The 25,510-nt window shown below is 63.1% G+C and carries 17 protein-coding genes; 8 read left to right on the top strand and 9 right to left on the bottom strand.

Translation table 11 applies throughout. The features are described from left to right. Positions 1-72 precede the first annotated feature (72 nt). Entirely contained in the window at positions 73-1,005 is a 933-nt protein-coding gene (locus tag AD670_RS25205) for a pyridoxamine 5'-phosphate oxidase family protein (RefSeq protein ID WP_053138734.1), read from the top strand. Positions 1,006-1,352: 347 nt separating this feature from the next. Here AD670_RS25205 and adeC read toward each other — a convergent pair whose 3' ends face one another. Both adeC and AD670_RS25195 read right to left on the bottom strand, forming a co-directional pair. Then, complete coding sequence (gene adeC / locus AD670_RS25200; protein ID WP_053138883.1) at positions 1,353-2,774, bottom strand: AdeC/AdeK/OprM family multidrug efflux complex outer membrane factor; 1,422 nt, start codon at positions 2,772-2,774, stop codon at positions 1,353-1,355. Continuing rightward, entirely contained in the window at positions 2,774-3,568 is a 795-nt protein-coding gene (locus tag AD670_RS25195; protein ID WP_053138731.1) for a helix-turn-helix transcriptional regulator, read from the bottom strand. The genes adeC and AD670_RS25195 overlap by 1 nt, the downstream gene beginning before the upstream one ends. Positions 3,569-4,059: 491 nt before the next feature. Between AD670_RS25195 and AD670_RS25190 the strand changes: the two genes are divergently transcribed. Then, positions 4,060-10,323: a non-ribosomal peptide synthetase gene (locus AD670_RS25190; protein ID WP_053138728.1), complete on the top strand. Its 6,264-nt coding sequence runs from the start codon at positions 4,060-4,062 to the stop codon at positions 10,321-10,323. A 25-nt stretch (positions 10,324-10,348) separates the two neighbouring features. On the opposite strand, the gene AD670_RS25185 is transcribed toward AD670_RS25190, so the two are convergent. From AD670_RS25185 to AD670_RS25175, 3 genes are all read right to left on the bottom strand, one after another. Continuing rightward, complete coding sequence (locus AD670_RS25185) at positions 10,349-11,869, bottom strand: glycosyltransferase family 39 protein (protein WP_053138725.1); 1,521 nt, start codon at positions 11,867-11,869, stop codon at positions 10,349-10,351. After that, positions 11,869-13,524: a lipid IV(A) 4-amino-4-deoxy-L-arabinosyltransferase gene (gene arnT / locus AD670_RS25180; RefSeq protein ID WP_053138722.1), complete on the bottom strand. Its 1,656-nt coding sequence runs from the start codon at positions 13,522-13,524 to the stop codon at positions 11,869-11,871. Before arnT ends, AD670_RS25185 begins: the two co-directional genes overlap by 1 nt. 187 nt (positions 13,525-13,711) lie before the next feature. Further along, complete coding sequence (locus AD670_RS25175) at positions 13,712-14,383, bottom strand: histidine phosphatase family protein (RefSeq protein ID WP_256243944.1); 672 nt, start codon at positions 14,381-14,383, stop codon at positions 13,712-13,714. Positions 14,384-14,660: 277 nt separating this feature from the next. Between AD670_RS25175 and AD670_RS25170 the strand changes: the two genes are divergently transcribed. From AD670_RS25170 to AD670_RS25145, 6 genes are all read left to right on the top strand, one after another. Then, positions 14,661-15,320, top strand: a complete 660-nt coding sequence (locus AD670_RS25170) for an ABC transporter ATP-binding protein (protein ID WP_053138716.1) — start codon at positions 14,661-14,663, stop codon at positions 15,318-15,320. After that, entirely contained in the window at positions 15,317-17,779 is a 2,463-nt protein-coding gene (locus AD670_RS25165; RefSeq protein ID WP_053138713.1) for an FtsX-like permease family protein, read from the top strand. The genes AD670_RS25170 and AD670_RS25165 overlap by 4 nt, the downstream gene beginning before the upstream one ends. Before the next feature lie 76 nt (positions 17,780-17,855). Beyond that, positions 17,856-18,947: a lipocalin-like domain-containing protein gene (locus AD670_RS25160; protein WP_053138710.1), complete on the top strand. Its 1,092-nt coding sequence runs from the start codon at positions 17,856-17,858 to the stop codon at positions 18,945-18,947. 137 nt (positions 18,948-19,084) lie between these two features. Further along, positions 19,085-20,080, top strand: coding sequence for a hypothetical protein (locus tag AD670_RS25155; protein ID WP_053138708.1), 996 nt, complete (start codon positions 19,085-19,087; stop codon positions 20,078-20,080). 2 nt (positions 20,081-20,082) lie between these two features. Further along, positions 20,083-20,439 carry a hypothetical protein gene (locus tag AD670_RS25150; RefSeq protein ID WP_053138706.1) on the top strand — a complete coding sequence of 119 codons (357 nt, stop codon included), beginning with the start codon at positions 20,083-20,085 and terminating at the stop codon, positions 20,437-20,439. 148 nt (positions 20,440-20,587) lie between these two features. Continuing rightward, the gene (locus AD670_RS25145) at positions 20,588-22,099 is read left to right on the top strand and encodes a hypothetical protein (RefSeq protein ID WP_053138704.1); all 1,512 of its coding nucleotides are present in this window, start codon (positions 20,588-20,590) and stop codon (positions 22,097-22,099) included. Positions 22,100-22,159: 60 nt separating this feature from the next. Here AD670_RS25145 and AD670_RS25140 read toward each other — a convergent pair whose 3' ends face one another. The 4 genes from AD670_RS25140 to AD670_RS25125 all read right to left on the bottom strand — a co-directional run bounded on the left by AD670_RS25140 (position 22,160) and on the right by AD670_RS25125 (position 25,494). Continuing rightward, the gene (locus tag AD670_RS25140; protein WP_053138702.1) at positions 22,160-23,257 is read right to left on the bottom strand and encodes an SMP-30/gluconolactonase/LRE family protein; all 1,098 of its coding nucleotides are present in this window, start codon (positions 23,255-23,257) and stop codon (positions 22,160-22,162) included. Then, positions 23,254-23,931, bottom strand: a complete 678-nt coding sequence (locus AD670_RS25135; protein ID WP_053138698.1) for a sterol desaturase family protein — start codon at positions 23,929-23,931, stop codon at positions 23,254-23,256. Before AD670_RS25135 ends, AD670_RS25140 begins: the two co-directional genes overlap by 4 nt. 76 nt (positions 23,932-24,007) lie before the next feature. After that, positions 24,008-24,871, bottom strand: a complete 864-nt coding sequence (locus tag AD670_RS25130; protein WP_053138695.1) for a LysR family transcriptional regulator — start codon at positions 24,869-24,871, stop codon at positions 24,008-24,010. Between the two features lie 110 nt (positions 24,872-24,981). Further along, entirely contained in the window at positions 24,982-25,494 is a 513-nt protein-coding gene (locus AD670_RS25125; RefSeq protein WP_082341044.1) for a DUF2846 domain-containing protein, read from the bottom strand. Positions 25,495-25,510 lie beyond the last annotated feature (16 nt).

The raw sequence follows: 25,510 nt of genomic DNA, 5'->3' as shown, positions 1-25,510 counted from the left end.
ATGTTGGATTGTAAAACCTGTTAATTCCAGTGATCGGCGCCGCATCAGGGCATTCAACTTGAGGTGATCACCATGAACCCCATCGAACAATCCCCCTGGCATGCCGGCGAACGGCAGTTACAAGCAGCGGTCGGCGTGGCCGAGCGCATGGCGGTGGTCGGCCCCAAGGTGATACGCGATCACCTGCCGGAGCAGCATCGGGATTTCTATCCCTTGTTGCCGTACCTGATGCTCGGTGTGGTGGATGAGCAGGGGATTCCTTGGGCGACGATGGTCGAAGGCGCGCCGGGGTTTGCCCATTCTCCCGATCCTTATACTTTGCAGATTGACAGCCTGCCGTCTGCCAGCGACCCGGCGCGGGCGGCCTTGCACAAGGGCGCCGCAGTGGGCCTGCTCGGCATCGACCTGAACACCCGGCGTCGTAACCGTATGAACGGCCGTGTCGGCGTGCTCGATCACGATGGCTTATCGGTCGACGTGGTGCAGAGCTACGGCAATTGCCCCAAATACATCCAGCTGCGGCCGGTCGATGGGGTTGCACGTAAACCCGGCACTCAGGTCGAGCGTATGGACGGCCTGGACGCCTGCGCCCAAGCGCTGATCCGCAACGCCGACACGTTCTTCGTCGCCAGCTACGTGGATGTCGACGGTGAACGCTCGGTGGACGTCTCCCATCGAGGCGGCAACACCGGCTTTGTGCGCGTGGAGGGCGACGTGCTGACCATCCCGGACTTTGCCGGCAACCTGTTTTTCAACACCCTGGGTAACCTGGCGGCCAACCCGGTGGCGGGGCTGTTGTTTATCGACTTTGACTCGGGGGATGTGCTGCAGATCGCCGGGCGAACCGCGCTGATCCTCGACGGGCCTGAAGTCGCCCGCGTCGAGGGCGCGCAGCGGTTATGGACGGTGACCGTGGAACACGTGGTCCGCCGCCCGGCGGCGTTGGCCTTGCGCTGGCAGTTCGCGGAGTTCTCGCCGTTCAGTCTGGCGATGGGACGTTGGTAACGTCAGCGTATTTACTCGGCTGGTGAAGATCCAGTGTGGGAGGTCCCACCGCCTCTGTGGCGAGCGGGCTTGCCCCGCGTTGGGGTGCGAAGCGCCCCTGATCAAGACGAATGCGGTTTATCAGGCGCGCCTCTGCGCCTGGTTTTGGCGCTGCTGCGCAGCCCAACGCGGGACAAGCCCGCTCGCCACAAGAATGCGGTCGCCTGAAATTGTCTATGCAAGAGTCAAGACTTCGCGGCGAGGTTCGTCAGACGCAACCCGAAAGTTGCGTAAGAGCGGTCCGATGAAAACCCGGATTGCACTGAGATAAGGGCCTCACCTCATTCGCCACAGAAGCAGCAGGCGGGCTACCACGATGCCAGCGCCGGCATTTGCGCCCACGCCCCACCCAGCGCCGTATACAGGTTCACCTCCGCCACCAGCTGCGCCAGCCGGTCCACGATCAGCCCCTGTTGCGCACTGAACAGCGAGCGCTGCGCATCAAGGAATGTGAGGTTGCTGTCCACCCCGCTGCGATAGCGGTGTTGGGCCAGGTCGTAATACGCCTGGTTGGCTGCGACGAAGTCCCGTTGTGCGTTGAGCTGGTCGGTAAAAGTCTGGCGGGCGGCCAGGCCGTCGGCGACTTCCTGGAAGGCGGTCTGGATGGATTTTTCGTACTGGGCCACGCTGATGTCTTTTTGCAGTTTGGCGTAGTCCAGGCTGGCGCGCAGGCTGCCGGCGTTGAAGATCGGCAGATTGATTTGCGGCTGGAAGGTCCAGGTGCCCGAGCCTCCCTTGAACAGCCCCGACAGTTCGGTGCTGGTGCTGCCGGCGTTGGCGGTGAGGCTGACTGACGGGAAAAACGCCGCGCGCGCCGCGCCGATGTTGGCGTTGGCGGCGCGCAGTTGATATTCGGCCTGGAGGATATCCGGGCGGCGTTGCAACAGGGCCGATGGTAAGCCGGCCGGTAGCCGCGCCACCAGGTCGTCAGCCAATGGGCGCGCTGGCAGGCTTTGATCCACCGGGGCGCCCACCAGCAGGGCCAGGTTGTTGAGGTCCTGGGCCACCTGGCGTGCGTAGCGGGCCACGCTGGCGCGGGTGCTTTCGACGCTGGTGCGTGCTTGCACCACGTCCAGTGCGGAAGCTTTACCGGCGGTTTTGCTGCGGCTGGTCAGGTGCAGGCTGTGGTCGTTGGCGGCCAGTGTCTGTTGGGCCAGGGCCAGCAGTTCCTGGTCGGCGCGCCAGGTCAGGTAGGCATTGGCGACGTTGGCTACCAGGCTCAGTTGCGCGCTGCGTCGTGCCTCTTCAGTCGCGAGGTAGGTGAGCATTGCCTGTTCGCTGAGGCTGCGCACGCGGCCGAACAGGTCCAGCTCATACGCGCTGAGTCCCAAGGTGGCGGAGTAGTTGGACGTGATCGCAGATTGACCGGTGCCGGTGACATCCCCCGGCAGCTTCTGGCGCTTGCCGGCACCCGTGGCCGAGACCGCCGGAAACAGGTCGGCACGCTGGATGCGGTACTGCGCCTGGAACGCCTCGACGTTCAGCGCAGCCACCCGCAGATCGCGGTTATTGATCAGGGCATCGCGGATCAACTGTTGCAGCGCAGGATCGTGGAACAACTGCTGCCAGTCCGATGAGTCGCTGCTGCTGCCGGCTTGTGCCAGGCCGTAGACCCCGCCCTTTGGGTATTGCGCCGGCATTGGCGCCTCGGGCCGCTGGTACTCGGGGATCAGCGAGCAGCCCCCGAGCATGCAGGCCATACCGATGCTGGTGAGTGTGCGTGTGTTCATCAGGCGCCCACCATCCATTTAGCCAGGCCATGCCGACCACTCACGCCCAGCTTGGCGGCGGCGCGCTTGAGGTAGGTTTCGATGGAGCTGTTTTTCACGCTGAGTTTTTCCGCGATTTGCGGCACGGTGCCGCCGGTCAGCAGGCCGAGGCACACTTCCTGCTCGCGCGCCGACAGGGTGATGTCGCCGAGGGACAGGCGCTTGTAGAACTCGCGCTGCAAGCGTGATTGTTCAAGCAGTGTCTGGGCCGGCTCCGCCTCGGCATGCGGTGCCTGGCGCAGCAGTTGCGCGTGGCGTTCGATCAGTGGCAACAGGGTGTCCGACAGGCACTTGAGAAACGACAATTCGGCCAAGGAAAAACCGCGCTGGGTCGGCGGCCGGTAGCATGAAATCACACAGCGCCGATTGCCCTGGCGTGACACCAGGTTGCACTGGTGCGAAGTCCCTCGAGGGTGGGCGCTATTGGGTTTGGCGTTCATCTGGATCAGCAGCGGGTCTTGCATCCCGAGCATTTCCCGCAGCAGCGGGTGGTCATCCGGCGGCCGCAAGGCCAGGGGTGGCAGCAAGTCATGCTTCTGGCCGGCACTGCCGAGCAGCTTGATATCGAGCACGCGGTCGCGCGGCTCGTCGAGGGTCCATTCACTGAGGTCGACCAGGTGGATCGGCACCCATTTGCTGACCAGGTGCAACATATGGGCGGCGAAGTCCTCATGGCCGCTGTGTGCAATCAGCTCGCCCATTTCGGCGTAGAAATTCGGGCCTGGCGTGTTACCCATGCTGCGTTTCAAACTCATAGCCATCTCATCCTTGATGTCGAAAACCGTCAACGAACTCCCTGGGCCTCTGGGGGGGGGCGATCCGTTCTTCATGAACGAGACTCGGCACTCAAGATTTCATTTGGCCAGGGGATTTATCCTACGTATGTAGCGGAAACGTGGGACACAACCTGCCATAAAAACAACGTCATTAATTCGACGTTTCTGAGAGGAAATTACCGGGACGAAAAGCGATGAGTCATCTTTAATTTTTATTAACTCATTGATAATTAAACAAAATAGTCCATATCGAGGCGGTTGCTGACAAACCCGCAGCGAGCAGATGTAGCCAATTTCCTACAGCGCTTTAATCGTTTCAGCGGTGAACCTTCAGCCAACCTGCATCCATCCATTTGGATGTCCGGGTTTAGGGTGACAGACAGCCCCCGACCCCCATGCTCAAATCCGGCAATTTCGCCGTAATGGGGCTCCCAGCGCGGCCAGTGCCTGACACCCATGAGAAGGATCTTATGCAGCATTTTCCAAGCCCGCCGGCCAGCTTCCCGCTCACCGCCGCTCAACAGGACATCTGGCTCGACCAACTGCGGGCAGGCGATTCGCCGCTGTATAACATCGGCGGTTACGTCGACTTCGAAGGCCCGGTGGTGCCCGAGCTGATCCAGCGCGCCGTCGAGCAGTTGGTGGCCAGGCACGATGCGCTGCGCACCCAGTTGCACAGTGACGACAACGGCTTGCCTCGACAGACCTTCGTCCCTGCAGGGTTGCCGCAAGTGGACCAGCACGATTTCTGCGCGCTGCCCGACCCCGAGGCCGCGAGCCTGGCCTTGATGCAGGCGCACATGGCGCGGCCTTATCAGTTGGAAGGCGCGCCGCTGTTCCGCTTCTTCCTGGTCAAGCTCGACGACAACCACTACCGCCTCGGCACCCAGGCCCATCACGTGATCCTCGACGGTTGGGGCTTTGGCCAGATGCTGCAATCCCTGGCGCACCTGTACACCGCGCTGGAACAAGGCCGGCCAGCCGCGCCGCCGGCACCGTCCTATGTTGAATTCATCGACGCCGACCAGCGCTACCACGCCTCGGCGCGCTTCGCTCGTGACCGCGCCTACTGGCTGGACAAGTACCCGGTGCTGCCGGAGCCGCTGTTCACGCCCCGGCCCACCGCCAACGCCGTCAGCAACAGCCTGGTGCAAGGTTTTCCCAGCACCTTGCTCAGTCGCATGGAGCAACTGGCGCAGCGTTACCAGGCCTCGGCATTTCATGTGCTGCTGGCGGCGCTGTATGTGTATTTCACCCGCACCGCCCAGCGTCAGGATTGGGCAGTGGGGCTGCCGATTCTGAACCGCTCCAGCGCGCGGTTTCGCGCCACCGTGGGCCAGTTTGCCCAGGTCAGCGCCGTGCATTTGCAGTTCGATGAGGCGTTGCCGTTCAGTGCACTGGTGCGCGGGGTGCGCGACCAACTCAAGCAGGATATGCGCCACCAGCGGTTCCCCTTGAGTGAGATGAACCGCGAACTGGGTTTGCACCGTGCGGATCGCGGCCAGTTGTTCGACGTGTCGGTATCCTTCGAGCAGGACGACCATGAATTGCGCTACGGCGCCACCCAGGCCCGCGCGATCAAGGTGTCCAATCACCATGAACCGCTGCCGCTGGCGATCCACCTGCGCAGCAACCGTCAGCAGGGCACCGCGTGCCTGCATTGTGTGTACAACGAGGCGTACTTCCAGCACGACGAAGTGCGCGCGTTGGCGCAGCGGTTGACCGGGTTGCTGGAGCAGGGCCTGGATAACACCGGGTTGCAGGTCGGCGAGTTTTCCCTGGTCACGCCGGCTGAGCAGGCCCAACTGCAACAGTGGAACGCCACCGCCCAGGCCAACGCGCAGCCGCACACCCTGCACGCGCGGATCGAAGCCCAGGCCGCACGCACACCGGATGCCGTCGCCGCGATTTACCAGCAGCGCCAACTGACTTACGCCCAGCTCAACCAGCAAGCCAATGCCCTGGCCCATCAACTGATCGAGCACGGGGTGCGCCCGGATGATCGCGTAGCGATCCTGGCCCGGCGCGGGCTGGAGACCCTGGCAGGGCTGCTGGGGATTCTCAAGTCCGGCGCCTGCTATGTACCGATCGACCCGGCGCATCCCGCCGAGCGCGTGAACTATCTGCTGCAAGACAGCGCGCCGGTGGCGGTGTTGACCCAGCGGGATTTGTTGCCGCGCCTGCCGGCGTTGCAGATACCGGTGATCGAGCTGGACGGGCTGGCTGTTCAGTCTGGCACCAACCCCGGCGTGACGGTCGAACCGTCGAACCTCGCCTACGTGATTTACACCTCCGGCTCCACCGGTTTGCCCAAAGGCGTGATGGTCGAGCACAACAGCGTCGCCAACCTGGTGGACTGGCACTGCCAGGCCTTCAACCTGCATGCGGGCAGCCATACCGCCAGCGTCGCCGGGTTTGGGTTTGACGCGATGGCCTGGGAAGTCTGGCCGGCGTTATGCGTGGGCGCCACCCTGCACCTGCCGCCGGCCCATGACGGCGCGGAGGATATTGATGCGCTGCTCGGTTGGTGGGGCGCGCAGCCGTTGGACGTGTGTTTCCTGCCGACCCCCGTGGCCGAATACGCCTTCAGCCAGGGCCTGCAACACCCGACCCTGCACACCTTGCTGATCGGCGGCGACCGCCTGCGCAGCTTCACCCGTGCGCAGACCTTTACGGTGATCAACAACTACGGTCCAACCGAGGCGACGGTGGTGGCTACCTCCGGCCGCGTCGACGTGGGCCAGCCCTTGCACATCGGCGCACCCGTCGCCAATGCCACGGTGTACCTGTTGGATGCACAGCAACGTCCGGTGCCCATCGGGGTGATGGGCGAGGTGTACGTCGGCGGCAAAGGCGTGGCGCGCGGCTACCTGAACCGCCCGGACCTGAGCGCCGAACGCTTTCTCGACGATCCCTTCGCGCCTGGTCGCATGTACCGCACCGGCGACCTGGCGCGCTGGCTGCCCGCGGGCCATCTTGAATACCTGGGCCGCAATGATGACCAAGTGAAAATCCGTGGCGTGCGCATCGAATTGGGCGAAATCGAAGCCGCCCTGACCACCCACCCGGACGTTGAGGAAGCCGTGGTGCTGTCTCGTGAAGGGCAGTTGCTCGCCTGGTTTATTCCGCGCCAGGCCGTGGCCATCGACACCCTGCGCGCGCACCTGCAAAGCGCATTGCCCGACTACATGCTGCCAGCGGCCTTCATGCCACTGCCGGCGTGGCCCCTGACCGCCAACGGCAAGCTCGACCGCAAGGCCCTGCCGGCGCCGACCCAGGAGGCGTTCGTGACTCGCCTGTTCGAGGCGCCGCGAGCGGGTGCGGAAACCGTCCTGGCGCAGCTCTGGGCCGAGCTGTTGCAGGTGCAGCAGGTGGGGCGCCACGACCATTTCTTCGAACTCGGCGGGCACTCCCTGCTGGCGGTGCAACTGGTGCAACGCATGCGCCAGGCCGGTTTGCACGCGGATGTGCAGGTGCTGTTCGGCCAGCCGACGTTGGCGGCCTTGGCGGCGGTGAGTACGGGCAGCGAGGTGGACGTGCCGGCCAATCGGGTTCCGACGCAATGCGGTCATATCACCCCGGACCTGCTGGCCCTGGCCGAGCTGGATCAGGCCAGCATCGATCGCATCGTTGCCGACATTCCTGGAGGGGCGGCCAATGTGCAGGAGATCTACCCCCTGGCGCCGTTGCAGGAAGGCTTGCTCTACCACCACCTCACCGACGACCACGATCCGTATCAGCAAGAGGCGCTGTTCAGCTTTGAACGGCGCGAGCAGCTGGACGCCTTTGCCCAGGCCCTGCAACAGGTGATCGACCGCCACGACATCCTGCGCACCAGCCTGGCCTGGGAGGCGCTGGAGCAGCCGATGCAGGTGGTGTGGCGCGAGGCACGCCTGCCCGTGCAACCCTGGCGCGAGGGCGCAGCACCGCTGGATTTGCGCCAGGCGCCGTTGATGGTGCTGGAATATGCCGAAGAGCCCACGCGGTGGGTCGCCTGGCTGCGCTTTCATCACCTGGTGAACGACGCCACGTCGACCACGATTCTGATGCAGGAAATCCGCGCTCATCTGCTCGGCCAACAGGCGCAACTGCCGGCGCCGGTGCCTTATCGAAATGCGCTGGCGCAGTCTCGTTCACCGGCGCGCCAGGCCGCCCACGAGGCGTTCTTTCGCGAGCAGTTGGGCGATCTCGACGAACCGACCCTGGCCTTCGGCGTGCAGGAGCGCCAGGCCAACCGTGCGGACACCGAAGAAGCCGCTCGCAGCCTGGACGCTTCGCTCAACCTGCGCTTGCGTGCCCAGGCGCGTGGCTTGGGCGTCAGTGCGGCCAGCCTGTTTCACCTGGCTTGGGCCCAGGTCCTCAGCCGTGTGGCGGGTCGCGATGACGGGGTATTCGGCACCGTCCTGCTCGGCCGTTTGCACGCGGGCGAGGGGGCCGACCGCGCCCTGGGCATGTTCATCAATACCCTGCCGTTGCGCCTGCATTTGGCCGGACACAACGTGGTGGATGCGCTGCGCGACACCCACGCGCGGCTCAGCGCCTTGCTCGCCCATGAGCAAGCTTCGCTGGCCTTGGCCCAACGTTGCAGCGGCGCGGCTCCGCTGTTCAACAGCCTGCTCAACTACCGGCACACCGATGCCGAGCGGGACTTCAACCTGGTGCCGGGCATTGCCCTGGTCAGTGCCGAAGACATCCTCAGTTATCCGCTGATGATCAGCGTGGACGATAGCGCCAGCGCCTTTCAGCTCAAGGCCAAGGTCCCGCGCAAGGTCGGCGCCGAGCGGGTGTTGGACTACCTGGAAACCACCCTGGTCAATCTGGTGGATGCGCTGGAAGACGCGCCGAACATGCTGTTGCGTGACGTGCAGGTGCTGCCTGCCAGGGAACTGCACACCCTGCTGCAAACCTTCAATGCCACGGCAACCGACTACCCCGCAACCCTCACCGTCCAAGCCCTGTTTGAAGCCCAGGCGCGGCGCATTCCCCATGGTGTAGCCGTGCAGGCCGGCACGTTGCAACTGACCTATCGCGAGCTGAACGCGCGCGCCAACCAGCTCGCTTTCCACCTGCGCGAGCGCGGCGTGCAGCCGGACGCGCGCGTGGCGCTGTGCGTCGAGCGCGGCCTGGATCTGGTGGTGGGATTGCTGGCCATCCTCAAGGCCGGCGGCGCCTATGTGCCGTTGGACCCCGGCTACCCCCGCGAACGCCTCGCGTACATGCTTCACGACAGCCAGCCCGTCGCGCTGTTGGTGCACGCGGCCACCCGCGACTTGCCGGGCGAAGTGGCAATCCCGGTGATCGACTTTGACCACTGCGCCTGGCACCACGCGCCGGATGGCAACCCATCGGTGCCGGGGCTCAGCGTCGCCAACCTGGCCTATGTGATGTACACCTCCGGCTCCACTGGCACGCCCAAGGGCGTGATGATCGAGCATCGCGGCCTGGGCAACCTGATGCACTGGGGCTCACGACTGTGCCCCAACGCCGAGGGCGGTGCGCTGTTGCAACGGGCACCGTTCAGCTTCGACGGCTCGGTCTGGGAGCTGTTCTGGCCGCTGGTCAACGGTATGCGCCTGGTTCTCGCACGGCCTGATGGACATCGCGAGCCGGCTTACCTGGCGCAAGTGATTCGCGAGCAGCAGATCAGCGTGATCAAATTCGTACCGGCGATGTTGCAGCAGTTCCTCGAACTGCCAGAGTCCGCGCTGTGCACCAGCCTCACCGACGTGCTGTGCGGCGGCGGCGAACTCACCGAAGCCCTGGCCCGCGGCGTGCAGGCGCGCTTGCCCAAGGTGCGCCTGCACAACGTCTACGGCCCCACCGAAGCCACGGTGGACAGCAGCGCCTGGACCCTGGAACCGGGCGCGCCGGTGCCCGCCTTGCAGCTGCCGATCGGCCGGGCGATCAACAATACGCGCCTGTATGTGCTGGACGAACACGATGCGCCGGTGCCCATGGGCGTCAGCGGCCAGTTGCACATCGGCGGTGTCGGCGTGGCCCGTGGGTATCTGGGCTTGCAACAGATGACGGCCGAGCGCTTTATCGACAGCCCGTTTGTTGACGGTGATCGCCTGTACCGTACCGGCGACCTGGTGCGTTATCTGCCCGACGGCAACCTGGAGTTCCTGGGGCGTAACGACTTTCAGGTCAAACTGCGCGGCGTGCGCCTGGAGCTGGGCGAAATTGAATCGCGCCTGCTCGCGCATCCGGCGTTGCGTGAGGTGGCGGTGCTGATCCGCGATGAGCGTCTGCTCGCGTACTTCACCCTCCGCGGCCCGGCGCCGAGCCTGGAAGACCTGCGTACTCACGTGCTGGAGCAGTTGCCGGAATACATGGTGCCGGCAGCCTTCGTGCAGTTGGAGGTGCTGCCCCTCAGCCCCGCCGGCAAACTCGACCGCAAGGCATTGCCGGAGCCGGGGTTGGCGGCGGTGGTGAGTCGTGCCTACGAAGCGCCGGTCGGCGAAGTGGAAACATTGATGGCCGGTATTTGGGCCGAGGTCTTGAAGCTGGAACGGGTAGGGCGCCATGACCACTTCTTCGAACTGGGCGGGCATTCCCTGCTGGCCGTGAACCTGGTGGCACGGATGCGCAAGGCCGGGCTTGAGGTGGACGCGCGCAGCGTGTTCAGCCACCCGACGTTGGCCCAACTGGCCGTGCGCACGGTGGCGCAGGTGCAACGGGTGGACGTGCCGCAGACGGTGATTCCGCAGCTTGGTCGTCGGCGTCGGATCTGAAAAAGCCGCGTGCCCATGCTGATCCTTAGTCAGGCCCTGGGATAAACGCCACACTGCCCTCTTCACGCGTGTGAAACAACCGCTCGCCATTGTCCGGCTGGGTGGTGATCCGCTGATGGTCGGCACCCAGATAGGCCAGCGGCGTCGGATCATCCTTGGAAAACTGCGCGACGATGATCGTACGGTGCGGGTCGAAGGCCTGGCCGCTGGTTTTTTCCAGCCAGGCCATCAGCGCGGCGCTGTCGCCCTGGCGGGGGAAGTCCTGGGTTTCGGCGATGTAGTAGAACGGCTTGCCGCCATTTTGCAGGTACATCGGCAGTTTGTTATCGACCTCTACCAGCACCATTTGCCATTGATTCCAGGGCGCGGTTTTGCGCGCTTGGGCTTGCACATCGTCGGCGAAGCGGGTCACGCCGCCATTGCTGTTGGACCAGGGATAGGCCACGCCCAGGATCAACAGCATGAGTGCGGCCGCGATACCCAAACCCTTCTGCCAGCGCGGCCAGCTGGCGGGCTGTTTCAACACGCGCTCACTCACCCACCACGCCGCCAGCAACTGGGCAAACGGCACCAGCGGCAGCACGTAGTAGCTGCGCCGGCTGCCGCTGGCGGTGAAGAACACAAACAATAGGCCCAGGCCCCACACCAGCCAGCGCACATTCGGCGGGGTATGGCGCCAGTGCCGCACCGCCAGCCATAGGCCGAGCAGCCAGCACGGGGTCCAGGGCAGGGTGTAGGCGGGCAGGTAGATCAGGTAGGTGTAGATCGGCCCCATATGGTCGAACGGGTCGAAGAACCGCACCACGTTTTCCCGGAACACCAACGCCAGGCCGCTCGCGCCATAGGTCGGTGCGCCGTAGTAGTGCGACAGCACAAATGGCACGGCATACACCGCTGCGGCGATCAGCACGGCCAGCACCAGGCGCAGGTTGAGGTGGCGCTTGTAGCGTTGCTCGCTGAGCAGGTGCGGCAGCAGCACCAGGCCGGGCAGCACAAAGCCGATCAGGCCTTTCAACAGCGACGTCAGGGCCAGCAGCAGGAAAAACACCGTGTAGCGCCACAGCCGTGTGTCGTCGGGGCCGCGCCAATACCAGGCGACCGCTGCCAGCACGCCGCACACGGTGAGCACATCCGCCGTGGCCACGCGAGCCCAGAACAGGAAGTAGAACGTGGTGGCGAGCATCCAACCTGCGATCAGCCCCGTGCCCTTGCGGAACAGGCGTTCGCCGATCAGGTACACCAGCCACACACTCAACCACGCGCCGATCACCGACGGCAGGCGCAACGACCAGGGACCAAGGCCCCCCATCAGGTGGGCCGCGCCGGTGATCAGCCAGTAGGAGGGCAGGGGTTTGTCGTAATACGGCACGCCCTTGAGGTACGGGTCGAAATAGTCACCGCTCTGCAGCATCTGCAAGGCGATATTCGCCCAGCGGGTTTCCGGGCCCCACAGGTCGCGTGCGCCCAGGCCGGTGAGCAGCAGCAGGGCCGAGACGCCCAGCAACAGCAGCAGGGCGCCGCGCTCGGTCTTGAAATAACCCGGCATCATGGCGTCTGCGGGTAGAGGATAAGTTCGAGGTAGCCCTTGTAGTAACGTTTACCTCCGGGCGGCAATTGCCCGGCCTCGCGCATTTCACTGGTGCTGTTGACCCGCAGCAGCACGCCGACCGAGCCGTGCTGGCGCGCCTCTTTGAGCCAGCCCTGAACCTGTTCCAGCTCCACTTTGCGTTTTACCGAGCCGGCGTATTGCAAGCCGTAGCGCAACTCGCCTTCGGTGTCATACAGCGCCACGTCGGCGCGTTGCAGGCGCCAGGACAATGCGCTGGCGCTCCCCAGTTCATTGCTCAGCAGTGCATGGGTGTGCTGCAACTCATCCAGATGCTCCAACACGAATTGGTCGGGCATTTCGTTATCAGCGATATAGGCCGGCATGCTCGACGGCAGCAGCACCACCAGCAGGCCGATGCCCAGGGCCGGCATGGCCCACAGCGTCAGGGGGCGCACGCTTTGCAACAGGTTGGTGAGGATCCAGCCCAGCAGCACGATAAACGCCAGCGACAGGCTGAACATCTCTGCATGGCTGTTGCTGTACAGCGGCCTGGCGATTTGCAGGTAGATCAGGCTGATCATGGCGGCCATGCCGATGACGAAGTTGAACAGGCCATTGAGGCGCAGAGTACGGGTTTTGCCTTGGCTGACCAGGTCGCTCAAGGTATGCCCCATCAGCAACGCCAGGGGCAGCAGGCACGGCATGATGTAGGTCGGCAGTTTGCCGTTGCTCAGGCTGAGCAAGCCCAGCGGCAGCAGCAACCACAGGGCCAGGAAGGCGATTGCCGGCTGGCGTTTTTGTTTCCAGGCCTGGTGCAGGGTGTTGGGCAGCAACCCGCTCCACGGCAGGCAGGCCACCGCCATGATCGGCAGGAAGAACCACCATGGCCGCACGTGTTGGGCGTCGTCGGCGCTGAAGCGGCGGATGTGCTCATTCCAGAAAAAGAAGCGCCAGAAGTCCGGTTCCTGGTTGTGGATCGCCAGCACCCAGGGCAGGCACACCAGCACGGCCACGCCGATGGCCAGCGGGCCATACCGCAGCAACTCGCCCAGTCGCCGTTGCCAGAGCATATAGGGCAGGGCGATCAGCACCGGCAGCGCCCACGCCAGGAAACCCTTGGTCATGAACCCCATGGCACAGGCAAATCCCAACACGGCCCAGGCCCCCAGGCGGCTGCGCAGGGTGCGGCTGTCGAGGGCAAACCACAGCGCCACCAGGCTCAGGTTGACCCACAGGGTGAATTGCGGATCGAGGTTGGAGTACCCCGCTTGCCCGGCCACCAGGCCAAAACTCAGGTAGAGCAGGGCGCAGGCGAAAGACTTGCGTGGGTCGTTCCACAGGCGCCGGGCGATCAGGTACGCCAGCAGCACGCTCAATCCGGTGGTCAGGGCCGACGCGATGCGTACACCGAACAGGTTCTGACCAAACACCGCCTGGCCGAGGGCGATCAGCCAGTAACCGGCGGACGGTTTTTCGAAATAACGGATACCCATGAAGTGCGGTGTCACCCAGTTGCCGCTTTGGAGCATCTCCTGGCTGATCTGGGCGTAACGGGTTTCATCCGGTATCCACAAACCATGCAGGCCCAGGGGTAATAGATAAAACGCGACGAAGGCCAGTAATAACACCGGCAGGGGTTTAAAGCGGGTCATGACAACGTCGCTCCTTGACGTCTGGTGGTGGTTTTTTCAACTAATGAAGTAAAGGCAAAAGTCGTCACAGCGTTCACTGAATAACGGGAAATAGTCATAACGACCTTAATAAAAGGGCGCAACTAAACATGCCAGAAGAGGGCTGTCTTTTTGCTGAACATAAGCCGTAGTGGCGGGAAGGGAATGCTTAGATTTGTTTGAGCGCGGCCGGCCAATCCTGGTTTTTCATGATGCCCAGGGCCTTGAACTTGCCGTTGGCCAGCACCTGCACGAACAGCGCGCTGCCGTACTCGGAAAACTTGGCGTGGGGGAAGCCCAGGGCGGTTTCGAAGTCGGCAATGCAACCGCTGTGGGTGACGAAGACGAGGTTGCGTCCGACCTGTTTGTGGCTGAGTAACTCTTCGCCCATGGCCTTGCCGCAGACGGCTTGTTCGCTGGCGGTCATCTCGGTTTTGCCGAACATGAAGCGCGAGGTCTGGGCGGTGCGAATGGCCGGGCTGGAGAGTACGTCGGTGCCGTCCATACCCAATGATTTAAAGGCTTTTCCCAGGTTTTCCGCGTGCTGGCTGCCATTGATCGTCACGCCTTCCACCGGGCCCAGGCAAGGGTTGCTCGAACGGTCGCAGCGCTCCTCATGACGCACCAGCACGATCAGGTCGCCGTCACGCCACAGCGGCAGCACCTGGGACGTCAGCAGGCGATCGCCTACGCCCAGGTCCCGTGGCGAGGTCGGCCAGAACAGCGCGCAAGTGAGCAGCACTGTGACCACGGCAAGCCCGATCCAGAGCGGTTTGAGGCGCTTGAAAAAGGCTCGGCGCGAGCGTGGTTTAATCAGGGTAATGTCAACCACTTCATTCACCTTGGACGCTGTTGGCAATCTTGTATTAGTTAGGCGCAACGTGTTGGCGAATAGCCGTAGTGGAGCAGAAGGCTGTCACAGGGCTGCTGTCTTTTCGCTGAACATGCTGCGGTTAAAAGTTGCCAGGGGTGGCAACTAAGAAGTTGCCGACGAGTGACGCTTGGCCGGCAATTTAAAGTGCGGTGGGTCGGTGGCCGGTGAAAAGCATGTGAAAAATTCGCGTGGCCTCGATCCCCAGCCGTTATTCTCGATAGCCACCCCTCCGATGAGTGTTCCCATGCTGCAGGTGCAAGGTGTCTTCAAAAGCTACGCCACCCCCCAGGGCCCGTTGCCGGTGTTGGCGGGAGTCGATTTGCACCTGGCCGCGCGCAGCAGCCTGGCGTTGATGGGCGAATCCGGCAGTGGCAAGAGCACCTTGTTGCACTTGGTGGCCGGGCTCGATCGGGTGGACAGCGGCCGTATCCAGGTGGGCGAACAGCGCCTCGACCAGATGAGCGAGGCGCACCTGGCGCACTGGCGGCGTACCGAAATCGGTCTGGTGTTCCAGCAGTTCAACCTGATCGGCAGCCTGCGCGTCGAGGACAACCTGGCGTTCCAGGCCCGCTTGGCGGGGCGTTTTGATCCGCAGTGGCAGGCGCAATTGGTTGAGCGCCTGGGCCTGGGGGACTTGCTCAAGCGTTACCCGGAACAACTCTCGGGCGGCCAGCAGCAACGGGTGGCGGTGGGGCGGGCGCTGGCCTCGCGCCCAGGTTTACTGTTGGCCGACGAGCCCACCGGCAACCTCGACGAAGCCACCAGCGATGAGGTGTTGCAGCTGTTGCTGGACCTGTTGCGCGACAGCCCCACCAGTCTGTTGATGGTCACCCACAGCCCACGCATCGCCGCGCGCCTGGACCGGCAGGTGGTGCTGCATCATGGAAAGGTCGTGCCGACGTGAGGGTGTTTTACTGGACCTTGCGCGCTTTGCTCAGCCATTGGCGCCGGCATCCGGTGCAGTTCTTCAGCGTGCTCACCGGCCTATGGCTGGCCACCGCGCTGCTGACCGGGGTGCAGGCCCTCAACAGCCAGGCTCGCGACAGCTACGCGCGCGCCAGCCAATTGATCGGCGGCGAACCCCAGGCCAGCCTGAGTGCGCCGGACGCTGCCAGTTTCGCGCAAACGCGCTTTGCCGAACTGCGCCGCGCCGGTTGGCCGGTGTCGCCGGTGGTACAGGGGCGCCTGCAACTCAAGGGGCATGAGGACGTGCGCCTGCAATTGATGGGCATTGAGCCGCTGTCGTTGCCCGGCAGCGGCGCGGTGGCGGGGCAGCGTTTGAGCCAGGCGCAGATGCTGGCCTTCTTTGAACCGCCGGGGCGTACCTGGATCGCGCCGCAGACCTTGCAGGCCCTGGGGCTGCGCGCAGGCCAGCAACCGCTCACGCTGAACGGGCAGCGCCTGCCGCCGTTGCAGGTCCAGCCGGATATGGCGCCCGGCCTGTTGCTCACCGATATCGGTTTTGCCCAGGTGCTGCTGGAGATGCCCGGTCAGCTCTCGCGCCTGCTGGTGGACAAGGCCTTCGCCGCGCGCCATCCCACACCGCCCGCCGGGTTGCAGCTCAAGCAGGGCGAGGAGAATAACCTTGCGCGGTTGACCGAGAGCTTTCACCTGAACCTTGATGCGCTGGGCTTCCTGTCGTTTGTGGTGGGGCTGTTTATCGTGCACGCGGCCATCGGCCTGGCCCTGGAGCAGCGGCGCGGGCTGTTGCGCACCTTGCGCGCCTGCGGGGTGAGTGCGCGGATGCTGATCCTCGGCCTGGGGGTGGAGCTGGGTGCCTTGTCGGTACTGGGGGGCGTGCTCGGCGTCGCCAGCGGTTACCTGCTGGCCAGCCTGTTGCTGCCGGATGTGGCCGCCAGCCTGCGTGGTTTGTATGGCGCCGAGGTGCCGGGCCAATTGAGCTTGAGCCCAGGGTGGTGGGTGGCTGGGTTGGGCTTGAGTTTGCTCGGCGCCTTGCTTGCCGGCGCCAGCAGCCTGTGGCGGGCGGCGCGTCTGCCGTTGCTGGCGCTGGCCAACGCCCAGGCCTGGCACGAGGCCCATGGACGTTGGTTGCGGCGTCAGGGCTGGGTCGCGGCTACGGCCTTGCTGATCGCGTTGTTGGCGTTATGGCTGGGCGACAGCCTGGCCGCCGGGTTTGTGTTGATGGCGGCCTTGCTGCTCGGCGCTGCTCTGGGCTTGCCGGTGTTGCTCAATGGCCTGTTGGAGGCGTTGCTGGGGCGCAGCCGTTCGGTGCTGGGCCAATGGTTTCTGGCCGACTGCCGTCAACAACTGCCGGCCCTGAGCCTGGCATTGATGGCGCTGCTGTTGGCCCTGGCGGCGAATATCGGCGCAGGCTCCATGACCTCGGGCTTTCGCCACACTTTCAACAACTGGCTGGAGCAACGCCTCACCGCCGAGCTGTACCTCAACCCGCAAAACCCGGCCCAGGCAGAGCAACTCAGCGCCTGGCTGGCGCAGCAACCGTTGGTGCAAACCGTGTTGCCCACCTGGCAGGTCGCGGTGCAATTGCAGGGTTGGCCGGCGGACCTGTTTGGCGTGGTCGACGACCCTACCTATCGCCAGCACTGGCCGTTGCTGGAAGCAGTGAGCGCGCCGTGGGACCAGTTGCAGCAAGGCGAGACGCTGATGCTCAGCGAACAACTGGCGCGGCGGCTCGGCGTGAAGCTGGGTGACACGGTGAGCATTCCCACGCCGCACGGTGTGTGGTCGCCCACCTTGGTGGGGGTGTACGCCGATTACGGCAACCCCAAGGGCCATGTGCTGGTCAACGCCCGGCACCTGCTGGTCCACTGGCCGACACTGACGCCGGCGCGTTTCAACCTGCGGGTATTACCGGAAAACGTGGCGCCGCTGGTGGGTGAAGTGCAGCGCGCCTTTGCCCTGGAAGACAGTCGGATTGTCGATCAACAGCAACTTAAGGGCTGGTCGAGCCAGGTATTCGAACGCACCTTCGCCGCCACCGCCGCGCTCAATAGCCTGACCTTGGGCGTGGCCGGCGTGGCGCTGTTCATCAGCCTGCTGACCCAGAGCCAGAGCCGCCTCGGCCAACTTGCTCCGCTGTGGGCGTTGGGGGTGACGCGGCGGCAACTGATGCTGCTGAACCTGGGGCAAACCTGGCTGCTGGCGGTGCTCACGTTGCTGCTGGCGTTGCCGCTGGGCCTGTTGCTGGCGTGGTGCCTGGACGCGGTGATCAACGTGCAGGCCTTTGGCTGGCGCCTGCCGTTGCAAGTGTTCCCGTGGCAGCTCGCACAATTGCTGGGGCTGGCGATGTTGGCCACGTTGCTGGCGTCGGCCTGGCCGCTGTGGCAGCTGTACCGCAGCCGTCCGGCGGATTTGTTGAGGACGTTTGCCCATGAAGATTAAGCCTCTGTTCCTGGCTGTCCTCTCTGTAGGAGCGAGCTTGCTCGCGAAAAAACCAAGAGCGCCGCGTGCAGCCGGAATGCCCGCGTTATCGTTGACGTTTTTCGCGAGCAAGCTCGCTCCTACAGGGCTTCTTCTTTTGCTGTTAGGCGCGTGCGACCAACAACCTGCGCCGCCGGAAAGCTTCGCCGGCCTGGGCAGTGATGCGGCCGACTTTGCCCAGGTGCTGCCCGGCAAGGTCTTCAGCTTTCCCGAGGACCATGGCCCCCACGATGGCTTTCGGATCGAGTGGTGGTACGTCACCGCCAACCTCAAGGACGCCCAAGGCAATGTGTTCGGCGTGCAATGGACGCTGTTTCGCAACGCCCTCAAGGCTGGGCCGACGCAAGCGGGCTGGCACGACTCGACCGTATGGCTCGGCCACGCCGCCGTCACCTCCGCCACCCACCACTATGCCGCCGAACGCTTCGCCCGTGGCGGCGTCGGCCAGGCCGGGGCGCAGGCAGTGCCGTTCAACGCCTGGATCGACGACTGGAATTTTGCCAGCCAACCCGGTGCCGCGAGCGCGTTGGCGGACATGCAACTCAAGGCCAACGGTGCGCAATTTGCCTACGACCTGCGCCTGACCTCCAGCCGCCCGCTGGTGCTGCAGGGCGACAACGGCTACAGCCGAAAATCCGACCAGGGCCAGGCGTCGTATTACTACAGCCAGCCGTTTTTTACCGCCAATGGCAGCGTCAGCATCGACGGCACAACGTATCAAGTCAGCGGCCCGGCCTGGCTCGACCGCGAATGGAGCAGCCAACCGTTGACCGCCAGCCAGACCGGTTGGGACTGGTTCTCCCTGCACCTGGACCGAGGCGAGCAGTTGATGCTGTTTCGTGTGCGGCAAACCGACGGCGCGTCCTACCTGACCGGCACCTGGATCAACCGCGAAGGCCACACCCAGACCCTGCACAACGCCGATATCCAACTGGCACCGCTGGACACAACAGTCATCGACGGACGCCACATTCCCACACGCTGGTCGCTGAAGATTCCCAGCAAGCAACTGGATATCACCACCCAGGCTGTCAACCCGAACGCCTGGATGAACCTGAGTATTCCGTACTGGGAAGGACCGGTGCGGTTTGACGGTGGGGTGGGTTACCTGGAGATGACCGGTTATTAGGGTTGTTTCTGTAGGCGCTGTTTCTTCGTGAAGTAGGCAACTTCCCAAATGCAATTCGACCCACCTGCGCTTGTGTTCGGGGCGTAGGTGCTTGCTTATATTTCGACGCCATCTTCTTTGCATCTCGGATGTAGGGCATGGCGCAGAGCTATATCAACGACCGCACAACGGACTACACCCATTTGAAATCCCGCCTCATGGGCGGCGCCCCGAGCCAGCAGCGCTCCGATCATTTTGATGTGCTCAACCGGCACCTGCGCCCCGGTCTGGTCGCGCCGGGTCAATTGGTGATTATTCCCGATCCGTACAGCGTGAGCTGTTCGAGCGAGGAAGCCTGGTTGATGCGCCATGGCGAAACAGTTCGGCGCAATCTGGAAATGTATACCTCGGCGGGCAGGGAGTTGATCGGCAACTATGACTTGCTGCAGAGCTTCATGGCCTACGGATCGATGGGTATCGGCAGTGCGACATCGGCCTGGTCGCGGCATCTCAATGAGGTGGCGCAGACCCTGGAGGAAATCGAGCGGTTGCATCAGCGCTTGAAGGACGGTGCGTTGGACCGGGATGGCTTTATCAAACAGCGCCAGGCCTTGTTCCGGCGCTTGGATCTGCAACTGCAAGGCGCGGCACGGTTCGGCACGGGGTTGCAGGGCAATGAGTCGTTGAAGAAGGTGCTGGGGATTTCGACCAAAAGCTATCTGCATAAAGGCGAGATCGCGGGGTATGCAAAGCGCATGCGCGAGATTGCGCAGATGTCCAAGTGGTTGGGAAACGGGACTTTCATGGGGATCGCGCTGGATGTGGGCGTGACCGGGCTGGAGATCAAGGAGGCGTGTGTGACGGGGCGGGAGGCGCAGTGGAGGAGGGCTAAGTATGTGGAGACGGGGAGGTTGGTGGGGGGAGTGGCGGGGGCGGCTGGAGCTGGGGGATTAGGCGCTGAACTGACTCGTCGCGCATGCACCATTTTTTTAGGTGTGGCGACTAGGGGAAGTGGCGCACTTACCTGTGGAGTTATCGGTGGGGCTGCGGGAGGGTATATAGGCGGCAGTAAAGGCGGCGATGCTGGGGCGTTCCTGGGCGGAAGGATCATAGAGATTGATGGTGATTTGATATTTCAACCAGAAGGCGCTTAACGATGTCGTTTTTTTTCGTCTACACCCTTGTGATGATCATTGGAACGTTCGTTGTTTTGGGCCTGATGCTATATGCCGGGCGTACAAAGCTCGACGAGCTGGAAAGTTATTTCAGTGAAAACGCGGAGGTTCGTAAATATTGGCAACGCTGGGAACGAAACCAGCAGCTCAATCGGGGTAATCGCATGGCGCTGTTGATTGACATCCTTCGCACACCAAAACGCTCCGTGAAAGACGGTCTTGTGACCGAGGTAGAGCTGGCCGCCATCCCCCTTGCCCTCAAGCGTTGGGCCGTATGGCCTTATCGGCTTGTGATGTTTTGGGCTGTCAGTTGGGGCTTTTGGGGTACTTGGCTCTAGAGGAAGCCAGCTTTTTCCTACACGTATTTTTCCTTAAAGCCACATTCCCTGAAAAAATACTGTACATCCATCCAGTCTTATCCTACATTCCATCCCAGGTGACCGGATGTCACCTGACCTTCAGTTTTTAACTATGGATGGATAAAAAATGAAATCGAAAAAAGCTTTTATGCTGGGCGCGGCCATGGCGGCCTCCTGCTTTGTCTCGGCCTTTGCCCTCGCTGAGCAATACCCTCACCTGGCTGCGCAAGCGGCGTCTCCCGCCGTCAAGCAAGCGTTGAAAAACGGTGCCAAGATCAAGGCCAACAAGGCAACGGCGGCCCTCAAGCAGCAACTGCTGTCGGGGGCCCAACTGAAGGCGCCGGTGGTTGGTGTCAAGGCCATTGCCGACTCGGTGGTGGAAGACAACAGCGCACCGGCCAGGGTAACCCAGGTACAAAAAGCGACCGCCCAGCAAGCGACCGCCGTGCAGGCGACGCTGGTCCAGGGCTGTGAGCAGACGCTTGACGTCAACTCGCTCTATACGATCAATGGGGTGCAAACCGGCGACCTGCTGTGCTACCACTTCAACCTGCCGCAGAAGGCGCGGATCAACGTTTTGCTGGTCAACCAGACGGCAGGCACCGACATGTCGTTGTCGCTGTTCCAGGACGACGGCCAGGGCAATCCGTTGCCCCTGGGCACCTCCAATAACCCCGGCACTGGCGATGAAAGCCTTGGCGGCGTGGTGCCTGCCGGTGATTACTACTGGTTCATGGAAGCCAACGCGGCGGTGCAGGGTTCGAGCTTCCAGTTCGGTGTTGCGGTCGATACCAACCTCGATGCCTTTGAACCCAATGACACCCCAGACACGGCCTTCCAACTGCCGGACACGCTGAACTACATCAACGGCAATGCCGACAGCCTGGATGACGTCGATTATTTCGATTTCACCGCAGTCCGTGGCCAGAGTGTCGGGATTGCGCTGACGGCGGATACGTCCAGTGGCAGCACGCGCAACAAGTGGATCCTCGAGCGTTTCGACGGTACCCAGTGGGTCACCGTGGGCGCCAACGTCGTGTCGACCTCGGTCCCGAGTCCGGGTATCGGCGGCGTGGTCAAGGTGCGTGTGCGGCCCAACCAGCACCCGAATGAGCCGTGGAGCGCCACGGGCAAGTACAACCTGTCGTTTGGTTCCAACCCTCGGGTCAACAGCCCGGATGTGAAGGGCGAGGCGAACGTGTTGCGCATCCCGTACTCGGCTTCCAACGTGGGCTACGGCTACATGACCACCCAGGCCTATCGGAACCTGAGCTGGACCATGGGGCTGTCGGACAGCACCGGTGCACCGCTGGTGGGGTTGCACCCGATTGTCTATCTCGACCAGCACATCGACCCGGCCACCGGCAAGATCGTCTACAAGGCGTATTCGGCCGCGACCGACAGTGCGGGCCAAGCGGCGGGCACGATCAACGTAGGCACCTGCTCCGGTGATTTCCAGACCACCTTTGTCGATTACTCCCAGGGCTACAACAACACCTGGCGTACCGACTTCAATTACGGCGTGTGGCGCATGGAAGTACTGGAGTACCCGGGCATCGGCGTCGGTGGTGACAACACCGAGTTCGTCAGCTTCGGTCACCTGTGCAAGCAGACCTTGCTGAGCAGCACCAAGAGCTGAACATGAGTGATCCGTAGTACCCAGGGCATACAGGCCAGGCGCCTGTATGCCCTTTTTGCGTTATTGCGCCAACGCCAGCTTCAACGGCAAGCGCGCCATGCTCGTATTCTTCAGCGATCCCAGGTACAGCCAGTCGCCATACTCCCGGGCCGTGGTGATGGGCGAGTAATTGCCCGCGCTGCCATCCTGCAAATTAGCGATGACCTTGCCCTCGGTATCCAGCCCCAGCACAAAGGCTTTGCGCTCGATGGGCTTGGGCACCACCATCAGTGCGCGCACCATCACCTTGCGCAGTAATGGGTAGCCGGCAAAGCTGTCCAGCAGCGGGTTGCGTGGTGAGTACAGCGCCACCCAGAAGCGGTCCTGGCCGTTGAAACTGAGGTTGTCCGGCAGGCCGGGCAGGTTGTCGATAAACAGGTCGTGTTTGCCCGCTCGCTCGCCCTTGAGCCAGTAACGGCTGATGCGATAGGCGCCGGTCTCATTGACCAGCACGTAGTTTTCATCCGGGCCGAGTGCCACGCCGTTGGCGAATTGCAGTTGGTCCAGCAGCACCTCGGTGCTGCCGTTGCGCAAGTCATAACGCAGCAGGCGACCATCGCCGCCGTGCTCGATCACCGCCTCGCCATCCTGGCCATAGCGCCAACGGCTGGAGGCATCGCTGAAGTACGCATAGCGTCCGCTGGCATCCACTGTCACGTCATTGGTAAAGCCAAAGGCCACGCCGTTGGCGGCGGTGCTCAGGACGGTGAGTTGGCGCTGGGGATCCAACGCGAGCAAGCCCTTGACCCCGTCGGCAATGATCAAGCGCCCGTCCGGGTGCAGCGCCATGCCCAGTGGTCGCCCTCCGGTGTTGGCCAGCACTTCCAGGGTAGGGCTGTCGGGCGAAGTGCGGATGATGCGCCCGTCATGCAGCCCGCTGATCAGAAGACCCTGGGCATCCAACAGCAAGGCCTCTGGCCCGGCGATGTCCTGGGCACCGATTTTCTGCACACCCTTGAGCCGCTGGTTTTCGGCAAAAGGCCCTTCCTTCATCGAAGGTGCCGTGGGCGGGGCCCAGTTCACCGGTTGCACCTTGGTCGGCATCAGCAGCAGAAAAGCGATCACCGCCAGCAGCAGCACAAACAGCAGATGACGGATTTTTTTTCGACGGGTACTCATGACGATTCCTGGTTGTCGTTGGGGTTCGGTTCCCAGTGCAAGGTGCCGAACAGGTAATCCATCAGCGGGAGGACGATATTGAAATTGCGCTCCTGCATCAGTTCGCGGCGGTGATGCAGGGCATGCAGTTGGTGCATCTGGCGAATCCACGGCAGGCGCGCCACCGCGTGGTTGGCCGGCAAATGCTCGCAGGCGTGGAACACCTCGTAGAGCAGGTAGCCGAGGATCATGCACCCGGCGAACAGACCGGCGACATTGGGGCTTATCTGCTGGAGCAACCACCAGGCGGGCAGGGTGATGACCAGGCTGTGCAGCACGATCAGCCACGCCGGGAAGAGAATCACGCGCCAGTCCCGTGGGCTGTCGTAGGTCATGTGGCCGGGGGTGAAGAAGCTGTGGTGATCGCCGGTGTGGCGCGCATAGAACAAGCGCGCCAAGGCGTGTTTGTGGTGGCCGAGGTGGCGGTGCACGAGGTAGATACAGAGGTTGAAGAACACCAGGGTCAACGGCACGGTCAGCCATTGCAGCACAGTGATCTGCGCGGTACAGGACCACGCCAGGGTGATGCAGACGATGCCGTAACCCAGCACAAAACCTGCATGGAGCCAGGGGTTGTAGCGCGGGGAGACGGTGGCGCGATAGCGCTCGCGAAAAGCCTCGGTAGCGTGGGGCATGGTCGGGGCTCATAGTCTTTTTGGGTGGTGACTGAGCTTAGCCGGCCTTCGCGATTGTGCTAGTCAACCGCGCGTTTCACATCAACGGATCCCAGCGTTGCGACCAGTCACTTTCGGCCTTGACCACCTCGCGCAGCAACGCCAGGGCCTGTTGCAGCACCGCCGAATCCCGCGCCCGCGAGTACACCAGGAACGTCGGGAAGCTGAACTCCGGGGCCTTGGGCACGCGCTGCATTACGCCGCTGTCCAGGTAGCTCTGTACCACCCGCGTGCGGAAATACCCGGCGCCGCCGTTCTCCAGAATGTACTGCAACGCCAGCGGCCCCAGATTGAAACTCACCGCAGCACGGGCCCGGTCGGGCAGGGCAGCGTCGTGCTGCTGGCGGAAACCCGGGCCCCAATCGATGTAGACGTACGGGTCCGGCTTGCTCACCAACTGCACCAGGATGAGTTTTTCTTCCAGCACCTGCTCCACCTGCAACCCCGGCCAGTACTGCGGCTGGAACACCAGCGCCGCATCGAGTACGCCGAGCTCCAATTGCCGCAGCAGGTACTCGCCTTCACGCACTTCGGTACGCAGGGCATGCCCGGGAATCTGTTCGCGCAGGGCCCGGGCCCAGCCGAGCATCAGCGGGTTGCACAGGCTGACTTCACCACCGATATGCAGCACATTGCGATAGCCATCGGGCAACGGCAGGTCACGCCGCGCGGCTTCCCAGGTTTGCAGCAACTGGTTGGCGTACACCACAAACGCCTCGCCGTCGGCGGTCAGGCGCGCACCGGCGCGGTTACGCACGAACAGCGTACTGCCCAGTTGGCTTTCCAGGTTTTTAACGCGGGCAGTGATGGCGGTCTGGGTGACGTGCAATTTCTCGGCGGCGGCGGCCAGGCTGCCGCAGCGCGAGATTTCCAGGAAGGTACGTGCCAGTTCGATATCCATGAAGCCCCCAGGGATGAATGGGGACATTGTAGAGGCAGGGGATTGGCATGCGGTCAGAAAATGTGGTGTCAGCGCTTTAGGCGCCCGCAAGAGGAACAACGGGGGGAGATTTACTTGGATTTTGCCAAGCGGTACTTGGGCATGAACTTCACGGCAGTGTCGGCAGGCAGTAGCGCCCACCGAAAATAGTGCACGGAGCCTCGATAGATATTGTTGTTCATGTCGCCCAGGGTCAAACCGTCCTTGGGTTCTGCCCACAAATCCTGATCCACCACGAAGTAGCTCTGGCCAGCCTTGACGGACAAGTCAAACTGGCGCGTGGCTTCGTCCGTGAGGATTGAGGTTTTGTTGGAGCTGACGCGGTGCACGCCGGCTGGCAAGTCCACCTTGAAGTAGCCGCCGGTAGGCAGCCCCCCAAGACTCTTGCCATCGACGTGGACTTCGGTGATGAAGTGCGGGCTCATGAGGCGATACTCGCGCACGAAGTAAACGGTTGCCTTGTCGCTGGCTGTTTGGGCTGGCTGTGTGAAGTAAGGCTGACCCAGCAGTGGGTCGGTGTGCGCGCAGCCTTGCAAGCAGGCAAGCGCCAAGAAAAGACCTATCCATGTGAGTGTTCTTGGCATTGCGTAAAACTCCTGA

It is taken from the genome of Pseudomonas sp. MIACH (assembly GCF_001269925.1).
Taxonomy (GTDB): domain Bacteria; phylum Pseudomonadota; class Gammaproteobacteria; order Pseudomonadales; family Pseudomonadaceae; genus Aquipseudomonas.
Note: the sequence above shows the minus strand (reverse complement) of the source record. Positions and strands in the feature narration are given on the sequence as shown.

What these genes read in the sequence shown, in the direction of transcription:
- AD670_RS25185 (WP_053138725.1), bottom strand. Translation starts at nt 11,869, where the DNA reads ATGCCGGGTTATTTCAAGACCGAGCGCGGCGCCCTGCTGCTGTTGCTG.
- AD670_RS25145 (WP_053138704.1), top strand. Translation starts at nt 20,588, where the DNA reads ATGAAATCGAAAAAAGCTTTTATGCTGGGCGCGGCCATGGCGGCCTCC.
- AD670_RS25130 (WP_053138695.1), bottom strand. Translation starts at nt 24,871, where the DNA reads ATGGATATCGAACTGGCACGTACCTTCCTGGAAATCTCGCGCTGCGGC.
- AD670_RS25155 (WP_053138708.1), top strand. Translation starts at nt 19,085, where the DNA reads ATGGCGCAGAGCTATATCAACGACCGCACAACGGACTACACCCATTTG.
- AD670_RS25190 (WP_053138728.1), top strand. Translation starts at nt 4,060, where the DNA reads ATGCAGCATTTTCCAAGCCCGCCGGCCAGCTTCCCGCTCACCGCCGCT.
- AD670_RS25195 (WP_053138731.1), bottom strand. Translation starts at nt 3,568, where the DNA reads ATGAGTTTGAAACGCAGCATGGGTAACACGCCAGGCCCGAATTTCTAC.
- AD670_RS25135 (WP_053138698.1), bottom strand. Translation starts at nt 23,931, where the DNA reads ATGCCCCACGCTACCGAGGCTTTTCGCGAGCGCTATCGCGCCACCGTC.
- AD670_RS25170 (WP_053138716.1), top strand. Translation starts at nt 14,661, where the DNA reads ATGCTGCAGGTGCAAGGTGTCTTCAAAAGCTACGCCACCCCCCAGGGC.
- AD670_RS25160 (WP_053138710.1), top strand. Translation starts at nt 17,856, where the DNA reads ATGCCCGCGTTATCGTTGACGTTTTTCGCGAGCAAGCTCGCTCCTACA.
- AD670_RS25205 (WP_053138734.1), top strand. Translation starts at nt 73, where the DNA reads ATGAACCCCATCGAACAATCCCCCTGGCATGCCGGCGAACGGCAGTTA.
- AD670_RS25125 (WP_082341044.1), bottom strand. Translation starts at nt 25,494, where the DNA reads ATGCCAAGAACACTCACATGGATAGGTCTTTTCTTGGCGCTTGCCTGC.
- AD670_RS25150 (WP_053138706.1), top strand. Translation starts at nt 20,083, where the DNA reads ATGTCGTTTTTTTTCGTCTACACCCTTGTGATGATCATTGGAACGTTC.
- arnT (WP_053138722.1), bottom strand. Translation starts at nt 13,524, where the DNA reads ATGACCCGCTTTAAACCCCTGCCGGTGTTATTACTGGCCTTCGTCGCG.
- AD670_RS25140 (WP_053138702.1), bottom strand. Translation starts at nt 23,257, where the DNA reads ATGAGTACCCGTCGAAAAAAAATCCGTCATCTGCTGTTTGTGCTGCTG.
- adeC (WP_053138883.1), bottom strand. Translation starts at nt 2,774, where the DNA reads ATGAACACACGCACACTCACCAGCATCGGTATGGCCTGCATGCTCGGG.